Source organism: Ensifer sp. LC163 (assembly GCF_001695855.1).
Classification (GTDB): domain Bacteria; phylum Pseudomonadota; class Alphaproteobacteria; order Rhizobiales; family Rhizobiaceae; genus Ensifer.
This window is the reverse complement of record NZ_MBSS01000012.1, coordinates 21440-36187: the sequence shown is the minus strand read 5'-3', so window position 1 is coordinate 36187 and position 14748 is coordinate 21440. Positions and strand designations below refer to the sequence as shown.

The 14748-nt window shown below is 61.6% G+C and carries 17 protein-coding genes; 9 read left to right on the top strand and 8 right to left on the bottom strand.

Annotated features, from left to right (window positions below):
* Positions 1-160 precede the first annotated feature (160 nt).
* The 4 genes from dprA to BC360_RS10050 are packed head-to-tail and all read right to left on the bottom strand — an operon-like array spanning position 161 to position 4181.
* Positions 161-1312, bottom strand: coding sequence for a DNA-processing protein DprA (gene dprA, locus BC360_RS10065; protein ID WP_065795122.1), 1152 nt, complete (start codon positions 1310-1312; stop codon positions 161-163).
* Positions 1312-1923 carry a glycerol-3-phosphate 1-O-acyltransferase PlsY gene (gene plsY / locus BC360_RS10060; RefSeq protein WP_065787109.1) on the bottom strand — a complete coding sequence of 204 codons (612 nt, stop codon included), beginning with the start codon at positions 1921-1923 and terminating at the stop codon, positions 1312-1314. The genes dprA and plsY overlap by 1 nt, the downstream gene beginning before the upstream one ends.
* 27 nt (positions 1924-1950) lie before the next feature.
* Positions 1951-3243 (bottom strand): dihydroorotase, encoded by a 1293-nt coding sequence (locus BC360_RS10055; protein WP_065795121.1) that lies wholly within the window; start codon positions 3241-3243, stop codon positions 1951-1953.
* Positions 3240-4181 (bottom strand): aspartate carbamoyltransferase catalytic subunit, encoded by a 942-nt coding sequence (locus tag BC360_RS10050; RefSeq protein WP_065787107.1) that lies wholly within the window; start codon positions 4179-4181, stop codon positions 3240-3242. Before BC360_RS10050 ends, BC360_RS10055 begins: the two co-directional genes overlap by 4 nt.
* 157 nt (positions 4182-4338) lie before the next feature.
* On the opposite strand from BC360_RS10050, the gene BC360_RS10045 reads away from it, so the two are divergent.
* Positions 4339-5991, top strand: coding sequence for an acyl-CoA dehydrogenase family protein (locus BC360_RS10045; protein WP_065795120.1), 1653 nt, complete (start codon positions 4339-4341; stop codon positions 5989-5991).
* On the opposite strand, the gene BC360_RS10040 is transcribed toward BC360_RS10045, so the two are convergent.
* Complete coding sequence (locus BC360_RS10040; RefSeq protein ID WP_065795119.1) at positions 5973-6908, bottom strand: AEC family transporter; 936 nt, start codon at positions 6906-6908, stop codon at positions 5973-5975. The genes BC360_RS10045 and BC360_RS10040 overlap by 19 nt on opposite strands.
* Before the next feature lie 272 nt (positions 6909-7180).
* Between BC360_RS10040 and BC360_RS32130 the strand changes: the two genes are divergently transcribed.
* Positions 7181-7336, top strand: coding sequence for a hypothetical protein (locus tag BC360_RS32130; RefSeq protein ID WP_161491372.1), 156 nt, complete (start codon positions 7181-7183; stop codon positions 7334-7336).
* Entirely contained in the window at positions 7333-7677 is a 345-nt protein-coding gene (locus tag BC360_RS10030; RefSeq protein WP_065795117.1) for a DUF6105 family protein, read from the top strand. The genes BC360_RS32130 and BC360_RS10030 overlap by 4 nt, the downstream gene beginning before the upstream one ends.
* Here the strand turns inward: BC360_RS10030 and ruvX are convergent.
* Positions 7620-8108 carry a Holliday junction resolvase RuvX gene (gene ruvX / locus BC360_RS10025; RefSeq protein ID WP_065795116.1) on the bottom strand — a complete coding sequence of 163 codons (489 nt, stop codon included), beginning with the start codon at positions 8106-8108 and terminating at the stop codon, positions 7620-7622. The genes BC360_RS10030 and ruvX overlap by 58 nt on opposite strands.
* A gap of 82 nt (positions 8109-8190) precedes the next feature.
* Here ruvX and BC360_RS10020 point away from each other — a divergent pair, with 82 nt between their 5' ends.
* The 3 genes from BC360_RS10020 (at position 8191) to gatA (ending at position 10826) form a co-directional block, all read left to right on the top strand.
* Positions 8191-8895, top strand: coding sequence for a metal-dependent hydrolase (locus tag BC360_RS10020; RefSeq protein ID WP_065795115.1), 705 nt, complete (start codon positions 8191-8193; stop codon positions 8893-8895).
* Between the two features lie 110 nt (positions 8896-9005).
* Positions 9006-9293, top strand: coding sequence for an Asp-tRNA(Asn)/Glu-tRNA(Gln) amidotransferase subunit GatC (gene gatC, locus BC360_RS10015; RefSeq protein ID WP_053247080.1), 288 nt, complete (start codon positions 9006-9008; stop codon positions 9291-9293).
* Positions 9294-9344: 51 nt separating this feature from the next.
* Positions 9345-10826, top strand: coding sequence for an Asp-tRNA(Asn)/Glu-tRNA(Gln) amidotransferase subunit GatA (gene gatA / locus BC360_RS10010; RefSeq protein WP_065787100.1), 1482 nt, complete (start codon positions 9345-9347; stop codon positions 10824-10826).
* Between the two features lie 348 nt (positions 10827-11174).
* Here the strand turns inward: gatA and BC360_RS10000 are convergent, their stop codons facing one another.
* Both BC360_RS10000 and BC360_RS09995 read right to left on the bottom strand, forming a co-directional pair.
* Positions 11175-11429 (bottom strand): YjhX family toxin, encoded by a 255-nt coding sequence (locus tag BC360_RS10000; RefSeq protein WP_065795113.1) that lies wholly within the window; start codon positions 11427-11429, stop codon positions 11175-11177.
* 175 nt (positions 11430-11604) lie between these two features.
* Positions 11605-11916, bottom strand: coding sequence for a DUF1294 domain-containing protein (locus tag BC360_RS09995; protein WP_065795112.1), 312 nt, complete (start codon positions 11914-11916; stop codon positions 11605-11607).
* 149 nt (positions 11917-12065) lie between these two features.
* On the opposite strand from BC360_RS09995, the gene gatB reads away from it, so the two are divergent.
* The 3 genes from gatB (at position 12066) to BC360_RS09980 (ending at position 14689) form a co-directional block, all read left to right on the top strand.
* Complete coding sequence (gene gatB, locus BC360_RS09990) at positions 12066-13568, top strand: Asp-tRNA(Asn)/Glu-tRNA(Gln) amidotransferase subunit GatB (protein ID WP_065795111.1); 1503 nt, start codon at positions 12066-12068, stop codon at positions 13566-13568.
* A gap of 3 nt (positions 13569-13571) precedes the next feature.
* The gene (locus BC360_RS09985; RefSeq protein ID WP_065795110.1) at positions 13572-14069 is read left to right on the top strand and encodes a GNAT family N-acetyltransferase; all 498 of its coding nucleotides are present in this window, start codon (positions 13572-13574) and stop codon (positions 14067-14069) included.
* A 149-nt stretch (positions 14070-14218) separates the two neighbouring features.
* A complete protein-coding gene (locus BC360_RS09980) occupies positions 14219-14689 on the top strand; it encodes a GNAT family N-acetyltransferase (RefSeq protein ID WP_065795109.1) in 471 nt (156 codons plus the stop codon).
* Positions 14690-14748 lie beyond the last annotated feature (59 nt).

Genomic DNA, 14748 nt, shown 5'->3' with positions numbered 1-14748 from the left:
AGGGGTTTCATTCAAAATAGCGACAGCGCTGCGTTATGCAGCCATTGCGAGAATAGATAATTATGTCGCTTTCCGATTGAGTCGGCCGTGTTTCCTTCGTATCTGCGAATGTGCTTTTGTGTCGTCGGTTGCTGACTCGACAGCGCACAAACAAGAAGTTTTATTGGTCCGTATTGAGCGACACGAGTCCGCCTGCGTGGCGGCTAAGGCGTCCGCCAAGGTCAAGTTCAAGCAGCACGAGATAGACTTCAGCTGCAGGCAATCCGGTGTGGCGAATGACATCGTCGACCTCGGCCGGTGTCGGGCCGAGTGCGTCGATGATCGCCGCGCGGTCGCCGTCACCGAGCGGCACCGCCTGTCTCGACGGGGTTTCAAAGCCCGGCTCCTCGGCTCCTGCCGACAACGGCAGCTTGTATTGGCTGAGAGGCGCAAGCGCGTCGATTACGTCGTCCGATGTCGTCGTGACGATGGCGCCCTGTTTGAGCAGGTCGTTGGTTCCATGACAGCGCGGATCGAGTGGAGAGCCGGGAACGGCAAACACCAGGCGACCGAAATCGGCGGCATAGCGGGCCGTGATCAAGGAACCGGACCGGGTGGCCGCCTCGACGATCGTCACGCCGAGACTGATGCCGGCAATCAGTCGGTTGCGCCTGGGAAAATCGCGAGCGCGCGGCTCCCAGCCGAACGGCATCTCGCTGACCGCCAGGCCTTGGCCCGCCATGATATCGTTGAGCAGTCCGACATTCTCCGGCGGATATGGCCGGTCGATACCGCCGGCAAGCACCGCGATCGTTCCGCTCTCCAGGCTTGCCCTGTGGGCGGCGGTGTCGATGCCGCGCGCAAGTCCTGAAGTGATCACATAGCCGGCTCGCCCGGCATCGCGCGCGATCATCGCTGCGAACTTGGCGCCACTGACCGAGGCGTTGCGCGAGCCGACGATGCCGAGGGAGGATCGCGTCGGGGCGTTAAGGTTGCCTTTGACGGCGAGAAGAGGAGGAGCACCATCGATCTGACGAAGGGCGAAAGGGTAGTTTGGTTCGCCGATGCCGACGAAGGTCGCGCCAAGACGATGAGCGATTTCGAGTTCTCGCTCCGCCTCCGCCATGGTGGCGACGCGGAACGTCCGCGCTCCAGCGCCGCGCCGGGACAGTTCGGGCAAAGCGTCGAGCGCTGCCTCGGCGGTGCCGAAGTGATTGATGAGGTCGCGGAACGTGGCGGGGCCGACATTGTCGCTGCGGATCAGTCGCAGCCAGGAAATCTTCTGTCGTTCGGTCAGCGCAACTCCGGTTCGTCGTGCACTGACGTCCAACATTATCGCTTGTCTCCGATCTTGCTTTCGGTGCCTGCAAGCAGCCGCTGGATGTTGGCGCGATGTTTCACCCACGTGATCAGGGTCATGACCGCAAACAGCAGGGCGACTTTCTCGTGTCCCGTGACATAGAGTACAACCGGAATGACTGCGGTTGCAACCAGTGCCGACAGCGAGGAGTAGCGGCTGATTTTCGCCATCGCCAGCCAGATCGCCCCAAAGGCGAGAACCATCAGCGGCACGAGGCCGAGCAGCACGCCGATATAGGTGGCGACGCCCTTGCCGCCCTTGAAACCGAGCCAGACGGGGAAGAGGTGGCCGAGGAAGGCGGCAAGGCCCGCGGCGATGCCCGCTTCGATACCCCAGAGAGAGGCGATCGCGGCTGCGGCCGTGCCCTTCAAGGCGTCAAGCAGCAGGGTGGCGGCGGCAAGCTTCTTGTTGCCGGTCCGCAGAACGTTGGTGGCGCCGATGTTGCCCGAGCCGATCTTGCGGACGTCACCGAGGCCGGCCATGCGCGTGAGGATCAGCCCAAAGGGGATCGAGCCGAGCAGGTAGCCGAAAGCAAGGCTCAAGACTGTTGAGGGCAGTCCGAGCTGCCAGGAAAAAAGATCCACCGATTCCTCCCGCGCGACCGCTGTCGCCTATGCCGAATGCACAAGCTCGCCGGCAACATAGGTTTGCACAACCCGTCCGGTAAAGCGCGCATTTTCGAATGGCGTGTTCTTCGACCGCGAAACGATCGCTTCCTTGTAGAGGACCCAGGGCTCTTCGAGATCGATGACCGTGATGTCGGCCTTGGCGCCGGGCTTCAAGGTGCCCGCATCCAGGCCGAAGATCGTCGCCGGGCGCGTCGACATCGCATCGATAAGTCGCATCAGCGGAACCTGGCCGCTGTTATGCAAGCGAAGCGCTGCGGCAAGCATTGTCTCGAGCCCGATCGCGCCGTTCTCCGCATCTGAGAAGGGCAGGCGCTTGGTGTCGACGTCCTGCGGATCATGCGAGGAAACGATGATGTCGATGGTGCCGTTGGCTAGAGCTTCCGCCATCGCGACGCGGTCGTCCTCGCGGCGCAGCGGCGGCGAGAGCTTGAAGAAGGTCCGGTACTCGCCGATGTCGTTCTCGTTGAGCGTCAGATGATTGATCGAGATGCCGCAGGTGACGTTGGCGCCGCGGTCGCGGGCGGTCTGAACGGCCTCGGCGGATTCGGGAACCGAGATGTTGGCAGCGTGGTAGGCAGCCTTGGTCAGGCCGGCGATACGCAGGTCGCGCTCGAGCGGGACGATTTCCGCTTCGCGCGGCACACCGGCAAGGCCGAGCCAGCTTGCAAGCAGCCCCTCGTTCATCACGCCGTTGGCGCCGAGATATTTGTCACGCGTTTCAAGCGCGATCACCGCGCCGAACTCGCGGGCATAGGTCATGGCGCGGCGCAGCATCAGCGTATCGTGGATCGCCTTGCGACCGTTGGTAAAGCAGACGGCGCCAGCCTCGCGCAGCAGGCCGAACTCGGTCATCTCTTCGCCGGCAAGACCCTTGGTCATCGCCGCTGCCGGATAGACGTTGACGAGTGCCTTGTCGCGTGCGGTCTTCTGCATGAACTCGACAAGCGCGATGTCGTCGATCACAGGATCCGTGTCCGGCATCGAAATGAAGGAGGTGACGCCGCCGACGGCTGCTGCGCGCGATGCCGATTCGATCGTTTCGCGGTGCTCGGCACCTGGCTCGCCGACAAACACACGCGCGTCGACGAGGCCCGGGACGGCTGTCAGCCCATCGCAGTCCTTGACGAAGGCGCCATCCGGCGTGCCCTGATTGAGCGCATCCTTGCCTGCTGCCAGGATGCGGCCATCGTCGCCGACGATGATCGTGCCTGTTTCGTCGAGGTTGCGGGACGGATCGACGATGCGAAGGTTTCTAAGAACGAGCGGTCTGGTCATACGCGCGGCCCCTGGTTCTGGGAAAGAAGAAGCGTTTCCATTACCGCCATCCGCACGGCGACACCCATCTCGACCTGCTGCTCGATCACGCTCTGAGGCCCGTCGGCGATTTCGGACGCGATTTCGACGCCGCGGTTCATCGGTCCCGGATGCATGACGAGCGCGTCGTCCTTGGCGGCTTTCAGTTTTTCGGCATCAAGGCCGTAGTAGTGGAAGTACTCGCGCACCGACGGCACGAAGGAGCCGGCCATGCGCTCGCGCTGCAGGCGCAGCATCATCACCACGTCAGCATCCTTCAGTCCCTCGGCCATCGAGTGGTAGACCTCGACGCCCATGTCGGCGATCCCTGAGGGAAGCAACGTCGCCGGTGCGACGACGCGCACCCGTGCGCCCATCTGGTTGAGCAGGAGGATGTTGGACCGCGCGACGCGCGAATGCAGCACGTCGCCACAGATCGCCACGATGATGCGCGAGAGCTTGCCCTTGATGCGGCGGATCGTCAGCGCGTCGAGCAGGGCCTGGGTCGGATGCTCGTGCTGGCCATCGCCGGCATTGACCACCGAGCAGGAAACCTTCTGCGCCAGAAGTGCGGCGGCACCCGCCGAGGAATGGCGCACGACCAGCACGTCGGGGTGCATGGCGTTCAGCGTCATTGCCGTATCGATCAGCGTTTCGCCCTTCTTCACCGACGAGTTGCCGACCGACATGTTCATCACGTCGGCGCCAAGCCGTTTGCCGGCAAGTTCGAAGGAGGATTGTGTCCTCGTGGACGCTTCAAAGAAGAGATTGATCTGCGTCAGCCCTCGAAGGGTGGACGTCTTCTTCTCCCTCTGACGGGAGATCTTGACGGCTTCATCGGCGCGATCGAGCAGGTAGGTGATGTCCTGCTCCGTGAGACCTTTGATGCCGAGCAGGTGGCGATGCGGGAAAGTGGTCATGGGCCGCCCTTGCGCTCTGGAATGTGGCTCGCTCTATAAGACTTGCCCCCCGGTACGGCAAGCGGTGCGCGAGCCCTTCCGCGGAAAACTTGGGTGCGGCATCCTATCTTTCCCTGGCCCCGTTTCGTGGTCGGCAAACTTGCGCTAGAACCGGCCCATGAATCAGATGAACCGGACCGAACAGAAACTCGCCGAGCTGAACCAGCCCAAGCCCTGGTCCGGCATCAATGCCTATCGTTCCGATCCGCTGATCGTGGACATCACGTCGGGCATGACGAAGGCCCTGCGCGACGAGTTCGATACGCTCGGGCGTTATGTGACCTCGCCGGAGGCGCAGGAACTGGCGCGCATGGCCAACGAAGGCGTGCCGAAGCTGAAGACGCATGGACCGCGCGGCGAGCGCCTCGATGTCGTCGAGTTCCATCCGGCCTGGCATGCCCTGATGCGCCGCTCCATGACCTCGGGCCTGCATGCATCCGCCTGGGAAAACCTGCCTGACGAACGCAATCAGTCGCACAAGACAAGAGCGATCCGTTTCTACCTGACGGCTCAGCTGGAATGCGGCCATCTTTGCCCGCTGACGATGACCAGCGCCTCGCTGGCCGCGATCACTGCTTCGCCAGCCGTACAGAAGGAATGGGCGCCGAAGATCCTCTCGCGTAAATATGATTCGTCGAACAAGCCGTGGATGCAGAAGTCTGCGGTCACCGTCGGCATGGGCATGACGGAAAAGCAGGGCGGTACCGATGTGCGCGCCAACACCTCGACCGCCGAGCGGGTGGGCGAGGGCATCTACCGTCTGAACGGCCACAAGTGGTTCATGTCGGCGCCGATGAGCGATGCTTTCGTCATGCTGGCGCAGACCCGCGACGGGCTCGGCTGCTTCCTCGTGCCGCGGCTTCTGGAAGACGGTGCCGCCAACGGCCTGCGCTTCCAACGTCTGAAGGACAAGCTCGGCAACCGCTCCAATGCATCCTCCGAAGTCGAGTTTTCCGACACGTTCGGTTTCGTGCTCGGCGCGCCTGATGCCGGCATCCGCACCATTCTCGACATGGTGACGCTGACCCGTCTCGATTGCGCGCTGGCGTCCGCCGGCATCATGCGGGCCTCGCTCGCCGAGGCCGTCCACCATACGCGTGGCCGCAAGGTCTTCGGCAAGCCGCTCGTCGGCCAGCCGATGATGACCCGGGTTCTCGCCGACATGGCGCTCGACGTTGCTGCTGCCAGTGCCTTGTCGTTCCGCCTCGCCGATGCCTTCGACAAGGCCCACGGCAGTGCCGAAGAGGCCGCCTATGCCCGCATCATGACGCCGGTTGCGAAATACTGGTGCTGCAAGATCGCCCCGGCACTGATCTATGAAGCGATGGAATGCCTCGGCGGCAACGGCTATGTCGAAGAGCGGGCGCTGGCCCGGCACTATCGCGAGGCGCCGGTCAATGCCATCTGGGAAGGCTCCGGCAACGTCATGGCGCTGGATGTCTTGCGTGTGCTGCTCAAGCGCAAGGATCTTTTCGAGCAACTGTTTGCCGTCCTCAGCCGCGATCTCGGGCCTGCGGGGCGCAAGACCATCGACGTGCTGCGCGCGGCGATGTCGCTCTGCGAGCGCGACGAGGGGGCCGCCCGCATGCTCGTCGAGCAACTGGCGCTGGCTGCCGCTGCCGCCGAACTCTATCGCCTTGGCGCCGGCCGCATCGCCGATGCCTTTCTCGAATCGCGCCTTGCCGCCGGATGGCGGTCGACTTACGGCATGCTCGATTCGCGCTTCGATTCGGCCTACATCCTCGATCTGCTCTACCCGGCTGCCACGTAAGCGGTCACCGATAGCACCAGCGGTATCGTGAAGAAGGAGACGACGGTCTGGACCGTCGCCACCGCCGCATAAAGCTCGGCGTCGCCGCCCATCTGTTTGGCCAGCAGATAGCCGTTCATCGCGGTGGGCACGGCCGCGCCGAGCGCGATGACGCACAGCGCGTCGCCGCGGATGCCGAGCAGGAAGCTGGCGCCCACCATGAACACCGGCATGACGATCAGCTTCAGGAAGACGGCCAGCAGCGCCGACCCGCTCGGCTTCAACGCGTCGGACACCCGCAGTCCTGCTCCGACCATCACCAGCCCGAGGCTGAGCGAGGCGCTCGCAAGCATGTCGATGGTCGTCATCACCGGCCCGTAGACGGTTATGCCGGTCAGGTTGAACAGTATGCCCAGCACTGATGCGACGATTAACGGATTGGTGACGATCTTGGCAAAGAAACGCCGGAAATCGCGGTTACCGCCTCCGAACCAAACCAGCACGCCGACGTTGTAGAGATTGATCGGGATGATCACGAGCGTCATCACCAGTGCCGTCAGCGTCAGTCCGATCGGTCCGTAGAGCTTTTGGGCGATCGCCAGTGCCATGAATCCGTTCCACCGTGTCGCCGTCTGGAAGACGGAGGTGAAGGAGGCGCCCGAAACCTCTCTGTTGCGAAACAGCGGCCAGAGGAAAAGGACGAAGATCGACATCAGGCTGACGCTGCCGATCGTGGCGATCGCCGTGGCGTCCGCCTTCATGCCGGAAAAATCGGCCTGGGCCAGCGTCGAAAACAAGAGGGCGGGGAAGAGGATGTAATAGCCGAACTGTTCGAAGCCCAACCAGAGCTTCTGATCGACGAGCGTCGTGCGTTTCAGCCATGCGCCGAGCAGCACCAGAAGAAAGATGGGAAGGATACTTTCAAAGACGATGATCATGGCAGGGCCTGCGCGGGAAGAGGGCCCACCGTTACTGCATAATCCGTCAAACCGGAATCGATTTAAGACGAAATCATGCCGCGAGTTTCAAGCTTTGCAGCGTCCTTCGCCCATCAGGTTTGACGGACGGCGCATTGGAGGGAGGCCGCGCTGACCGCAGCCGGGCAGGAGCCTGTGAAAATTAACCTTAACGAATGGTTTACATTGCGCGGTCGCCGGCGAGCGTGGACAGTGGCTGGGCAACGCAAAGAAATCCGGAACGGAGCGGTTCGGTGAGAACTGGTCTTTTGATCATCATGATGATGTTTTTCGCCGGACTGGCGCTCGATATCGTGGTCCCCGCGATCGTGCTGCTTGCCTTGGTATTGGCAGATCGCGCGATCTATCCATTGTTCTATCGACGCATATCGGAAAGGGGGGCCGCATGAAGTGGTTTCTGATCCTGTGGGCATGCCCCGTCATGCTTTTGGCCGCCTGGTACGGCCTTTCCTATTACGACATGAGCTTCGGCTTCTTCATGCTGACGCGCGAGACCCATGACCTGGTCTTCCAGATCTATGGCAACGTGCTCGGCATTCCGCCGGAAAGCATTCCACCGCTCGTCGCGCGGGCCATCATTGTCGACAGCTTCATCGTTCTCGGCATCGTCGCCTTCCGCAAGCGTCGCGAGCTTGCTGCCTGGTATCGCCGCCGTTTCGGTGCAGGCGCCGTTCAGTCGGCTGGTGCGCCGTCCCTGGCAAGAGACGCCAGCCTGTCGAGCGCGCCTTGAAGAATGAAGGATGCGGCGGCCGAGTCGATGCGCTCGGCCCGCTTCTTGCGTGACACGTCCATCTCGATCAACACCCGCTCGGCCGCGACCGTCGAAAGCCGTTCATCCCAGTAAACGAAGGGCAGGGGCGTCTTCTCGACCATGTTTCGCACGAAAGCACGGGTCGCCTGACACCGCGGTCCCTCGGTGCCGTCCATGTTAACCGGCAGGCCGATGACGAAGGCGGCGACCCTTTCCTTCTCGGCTGCCGCCAGAAGCGCCACCGCATCGATGCCGAACTTGACGCGTCGGATCACTTCGCGCGGTGTCGCGATCCGGCGTCCAAGGTCGGATACCGAGAGGCCGATCGTCTTGGTGCCAAGATCGAGGCCAGCGATGGCCTGATTGGGCTGAAGCTGGCTCGCGAGCTCTTCGATGGTCAGAATTGTCATTTGATTTGCCGATTCGATCTTTGCAGGTGTTCGTCTCGTTCCATATAGCTGCTCCAAGGCACAAATCATCTGGGAGAACGTCATGAAGATCAAATGGCTCGGCCATTCCGCCTTTCACATCGAAACGGCAACGTCGAAGATCCTGATCGATCCCTTCTTTACCGGCAACCCGGCCTTCCTTGACAGCGAACGCAAGGAGGTGACTGCCGGGCTTACCCATATTCTCCTGACGCACGGTCATGGTGACCATGTTGGCGACACCGTCGCCATCGCCAAGGAAACGGGAGCGGTGGTCGTTGCCAACTTCGATCTCTGCATGTGGCTCGGTCGCCAGGGCGTTTCGGCGATGGAGCCGGGCAATACCGGCGGCACCATCCACCTCTCCGGCTTTTCCGCCACCTTCGTCAACGCGCTGCATTCTTCGGCGCAGATTACCGAAGACGGCGTTTCGCATTCGCTCGGCAATGCCAACGGCCTGGTCCTGCATTTCGAGGACGAACCGACGCTCTACCATATGGGCGACACGGACATCTTCTCGGACATGGCTCTGATCGAAGAGCTGCACCAGCCCGAGATCGGCCTTATTCCGATCGGCGACCGCTTCACCATGGGGGGCGCCGTGGCCGCGCTCGCCTGCCAGCGCTACTTCAAGTTCTCGACCGCCATTCCCTGCCACTACGGATCCTTCCCGATCATCGACCAGACGCCGGAAAACTTCGTTGTGGGCATGGATAGCGCCTCGACCAAGGTCGCGACACCGGCCGTCGGCGGCGTCGTAAGCGTCTGACGGCGAAGGCCGTCAGCACCGCGGCAGGCGAGCGATCGGGTGATTCCCCCGTTGCGCGCCTCGCCGCGCACCATTATAGCGGGGGAAAGTTCCAGATACCGGAGACGACCATGTCCGTAGACCTTGCCACCGTGAAGCGCGTTGCGCGCCTCGCCCGCATCGCCGTCAGTGAAGATGAAGCCACGCGGATGGTGGGCGAAATCAACGGCATCCTTGGTTTTGTCGAGCAGCTCTCCGAAGTGAATGTCGATGGCGTCGAGCCCATGACGTCGGTGACGCCGATGGAGATGAAGAAGCGCCTGGACGTCGTGTCAGACGGCAGCAAGGCCGACGATATCGTCGCCAACGCGCCCAATACCGATCGCAACTTCTTCCTCGTCCCGAAGGTCGTCGAATAATCCGACCGCCTGCCGCCCCGACGTCCCTGATTGCGAAAGTCCGATTTCATCATGACCGAACTCACCAGCCTTACGATCGCCGAAGCCCGCACCAAGCTTGCCGCCAAGGAGATCACCGCCGTTGAACTGACCGACGCCTATATCGCGGCGATCGATTCCGCCAACGAAGCGATCAATGCCTATATCGCCGTCACGCCCGACAAGGCGCGCGAAATGGCCAAGGCATCGGATGCGCGCATCGCAGCAGGCAAGGCCGGCGCGCTCGAAGGCATCCCGCTCGGCATCAAGGATCTCTTCGGCACCGAAGGCGTGCACACGCAGGCCTGCAGCCACATTCTCGATGGTTTCGCCCCGCGTTACGAATCGACCGTGACCCAGAACCTGTGGAACGACGGTGCCGTGATGCTCGGCAAGCTCAACATGGACGAGTTCGCCATGGGCTCCTCCAACGAGACGTCCTACTATGGCGTCGTGAAGAACCCCTGGCGGGCCAAGGGCTCCAACCTCGATCTGGTCCCGGGCGGATCGTCGGGCGGTTCGGCCGCTGCGGTGGCCGCGCATCTGTGCGCCGGCGCGACAGCAACCGACACCGGTGGCTCCATCCGTCAGCCGGCTGCATTCACTGGCACCGTCGGCATCAAGCCGACCTATGGCCGCTGCTCGCGCTGGGGCGTCGTCGCCTTCGCTTCGTCGCTGGACCAGGCCGGGCCGATTGCCCGCGATGTGCGCGACGCCGCGATCCTTTTGAAGTCGATGGCAAGCGTCGATGCCAGGGACACGACCTCCGTCGATCTGCCGGTGCCGAACTACGAAGCCTCGATCGGCCAGTCGATCAAGGGCATGAAGATCGGCATTCCCCGGGAGTACCGGGTCGACGGCATGCCGGAAGAGATCGAAGCCCTGTGGCAGCAGGGCATCGCCTGGCTCAAGGACGCCGGTGCCGAAATCGTCGACATCACGCTTCCGCACACCAAATATGCGCTGCCGGCCTATTACATCGTCGCTCCGGCCGAAGCGTCTTCGAACCTTGCCCGCTACGATGGCGTCCGCTACGGCCTGCGTGTCGACGGTAAGGATATCGTTGATATGTACGAAAAGACCCGTGCCGCCGGCTTCGGCCAGGAGGTCAAGCGCCGCATCATGATCGGCACTTATGTGCTTTCGGCCGGCTACTACGACGCCTACTACCTGCGCGCCCAGAAGGTTCGCACGCTGATCAAGCGCGACTTTGAACTGGCCTTCCACGCCGGTGTCGACGCGATCCTGACGCCCGCCACGCCGTCCTCCGCCTTCGGTATCGCCGACGAGGATCTCGCATCCGATCCGGTCAAGATGTACCTGAACGACATCTTCACGGTGACGGTCAACATGGCCGGCCTGCCGGGCATCGCCGTTCCCGGCGGCGTCGACCACAAGGGCCTGCCGCTTGGTCTGCAACTGATCGGCAAGCCGTTCGAGGAAGAAACCCTCTTCAAGACCGCCCATGTGATCGAACAGGCGGCTGGTCGTTTCACGCCCACCAAGTGGTGGTAAAGCACTGAGGGCGTAGCACTACACGCGTGCTACGCCGCCTTGAAGCGTTACAGCGCCGAGCGTCACGCATGACGCGCGGCGCTGTAGTGATGCGGAGACGAGAGCCGTCCTTTGCCTTTGATCCGTCATGCTCGTCTGGATGAGGTGGGTGTGCTTGCCGGCATAGGTCTTTGCGCCAGGGAAGGGGCGATCGTCGGCGCTGCCGATGTCGGCCGGATGAAGGCGCCTGGCGGAGAATGCCTTTGTCGATTTTCTCTTTGTGATGGAACCGCGAACATTCTCGAAATTCACTGGAGGTCTCGGACGAGATGCCGAGCATGCGCCCGGCATCTCCATGGGCTTCCCCGATCAGCGATTGTTGAGTTCCGATCGGACCAGATGCAGGCCCCGCTCGGTGATGCGATAGGGCTTGCCGGCCGATGATGAGATGGCTTTCTTGCGCTTCAGTTTGCGGAAGAGCTCGAGGTCGAAGCCTGGATAGACCCATCCGTCGCGTGTGAAGCATCGGATTTCGCTGATCGCCTTGCCGTCACGGATGATTTCGATACGGCCGCCTTGGGCCAAATGATGAAGAATGCGCTGCTCAGCGCGTGAGATATCCATTTCTGAATGTTCCGGAATAGCGTTCGTGAGAACGCAAAAAAACGTTCCGCAAATCTTGGGAAAAGCGGGGTTACGTTTCCGGCCCGTGCGCGCAATCTCTGGGAGAAAGCGGGCAAGGGCCCTTACCGGGACTCAGAAGAAGAGAACATCAAAACTCCATTCGAACGAACGCTTCCTAGAAGAGACCGGCGAAGGCGTCAAGATATCCGCCGGCAGCGAATGTGCAGGCGATGACCGCGATCGTCTGAAACAGGCCGATCAGAATGAGCCGTGTTCGAAACGGCTCCTTGCGCGTCTTGTGCCTGAAGATCTGGCGGCCGGCCATCGCACCTATGCTGCCGCCGAAAAATGCCGACGACAGCAATGTCCGCTCACGGATGCGGCGCCAGCCTGATCGCGCCGCATGCTTGTCGTACCAAAAGAGACAGAAGGTTGTGGCGTTGATCGCGACAAGGAAGCACACGAGCGTGGCCGTGGTGACGGGCATATTCGCCTTTTACCATGGGAGGCGCTAAGCGGCGGTTAAACCGTGCGCCCTGTCATCGTGGGATGGCTGATCGCGCCTAACAACTTGCACCATTGCGGCAATTGCTCTACCGAGAAACCAAGAATTCAGGCTTCAAAGAAGAGCATGATATGAGCATTGTCGACGTCCGCACTCCCGATTCCAAACGCTTCATTCCTGGCGCCACCGGCGACTGGGAAGTCATCATCGGCATGGAGGTCCATGCCCAGGTGCTTTCCAATTCGAAGCTCTTCTCGGGTGCGTCGACCGAATTCGGCAAGCCGGCGAACGCCAACGTGTCGCTGGTCGATGCGGCCATGCCTGGCATGTTGCCCGTCATCAACGAGGAATGCGTCAAGCAGGCGGTGCGCACCGGCCTCGGCCTCAAGGCCGCAATCAACAACCGCTCGATCTTCGACCGGAAGAACTATTTCTACCCCGACCTGCCGCAGGGCTATCAGATCTCGCAGTTTAAGGATCCGATCGTCGGCGAAGGCAAGATCATCATTTCCGTCGGGCCCGATCGCCAGGGGCAGTTCGAAGACGTCGAGATCGGCATCGAGCGCCTGCATCTCGAGCAGGACGCGGGCAAGTCCATGCACGACCAGCATCCGTCGATGTCCTATGTCGACCTCAACCGCTCTGGCGTCGCGCTGATGGAAATCGTCTCCAAGCCCGACATGCGGTCGTCCGACGAGGCCAAGGCCTATATGACCAAGCTGCGTTCGATCGTGCGCTATCTCGGCACCTGCGACGGCAACATGGACGAAGGCTCGATGCGCGCCGACGTCAACGTCTCGGTCCGCCGCCCCGGTGAAGGCTTCGGCACGCGCTGCGAAATCAAGAACGTCAACTCTATCCGCTTCATCGGTCAGGCGATCGAGTACGAAGCGCGTCGCCAGATCGGCATTCTCGAAGATGGTGGTTCCATCGACCAGGAAACGCGCCTGTTTGACCCGAACAAGGGCGAGACGCGCTCGATGCGCTCCAAGGAAGATGCGCACGACTACCGCTACTTCCCGGATCCGGATCTGCTGCCGCTCGAGTTCGACCAGGCCTTCGTCGATGCGCTAAAGGCCGACCTGCCGGAACTGCCTGACGACAAGAAGGAACGCTTTGTCAGCGACATGGGCCTGTCGGTCTATGACGCCTCGGTACTCGTATCCGAAAAGTCGATTGCCGATTATTTCGAGGCCGTGGCCGAAGGCCGTGACGGCAAGATTGCCGCAAACTGGGTCATCAACGACCTGCTCGGTGCCTTGAACAAAGCCGGCAAAGCCATTGAAGAGACTCCGGTTTCCCCCGCTCAGCTCGGCGGCATCATCGATCTCATCAAGGCAGAGACGATTTCCGGCAAAATCGCCAAGGATCTCTTCGAAATCGTCTGGAACGAAGGCGGAAATCCCGCGGAGATCGTCGAAGCGCGCGGCATGAAGCAGGTGACGGACACCGGCGCCATCGAGAAGGCAGTCGACGAGATCATCGCCGCCAACCCGGATCAGGTCGCAAAGGTGCAGGCAAAGCCGTCGCTGGCCGGCTGGTTCGTCGGTCAGGTGATGAAGTCGACCGGTGGCAAGGCCAATCCGCAGGCCGTCCAGGCTCTGGTCAAGGCCAAGCTCGGCATCGAGGAATAAGCGATGTTCTTCGTCCGCACAGCGAGCGAGCGCGATCTGGAAAAGGTTCGCGCGCTGCTGGTCGAAACGTGGCACGCGACCTATGACACCTTCTATGGTGTCGAGAAGGTCAACGAACTGACAGGGCGCTGGCATTCTCTGCCGGCGCTGAAGGCTCGCCTGGAGCGCAAGAACGCGGAGTTCCTCGTCGCCGACAATGGTCGAAGCATCGGTGGCATGGGCTATGCGTCCATGTCCGATACGTTGAAGAAGACCATTGTACTCCACCAGCTTTACGTTCTGCCGAAACTCCAGAGGCAGGGCATCGGACGCGACATTTTCGCCGAACTCGAAACCTGCTTCCCCGATGCCGAACGCATGCGGGTCGAAGTCGAGCCGCAGAACCTCCATGCGCTCGCATTCTATCGGGCGCACGGCTTCTCTGAAGTTGGTCAAACGAGCAATTGCGGTGACGATCAGTCGGGACTTCCGGCACTCATTCTCGAAAAGCCGCTGGTCTGACGCGCCATTCCTTCTGACTCTGGGCTGCAGATTTACGGCCGTGGCCTTGTTCTGTGGAAAAAAAAAGCGCGGAACAATGTCGCTGTCACGAACCTGTAGCCTTGTGATGATTGACGCTTGGCGCTCATTGCCAAGCCTCGAGAGGACACATGGACGCGACAACCGACTTCGAGATCCGCAAGGCCGAACTAGCGGATCTTCCTGCCATCATCTCGCTCTTTGCCGCCGACGAGGTTGGTGGACACGGAGATACGACCGAGCTTGAGGCTTTCGCTGACTATCTCGCCGCTTTCGCGCGGATCGAAGCATCGCCGCTTCAGACGCTTTATGTTGCCCGCCTCGGCGAAGAAGTGGTCGGTACTTTCCAGACGGCATTGTTGACGTCTCTTCCTGGGCGCGGCCAGCCAAGACTGGTGATCGAGGCGGTGCAAACCCGAGAAGACATGCGCGGCCGCGGCATTGGCGCGTGCATGATGCGCCACGCGATCGAGCGTGCACGTGAGGAGGGGGCAGGAAAGGTGCAACTCTCCTCGAATGCGACGCGAACGGCTGCGCATCGCTTCTACGAGCGTCTCGGTTTTGTGCGCAGCCATTTCGGCTTTCACATGCCGTTGAAATGACCGCGGTTGCCTCGGAATCACTGGACAAGCCTGGAGTGGCGGGGCATAAGCGGGGACAT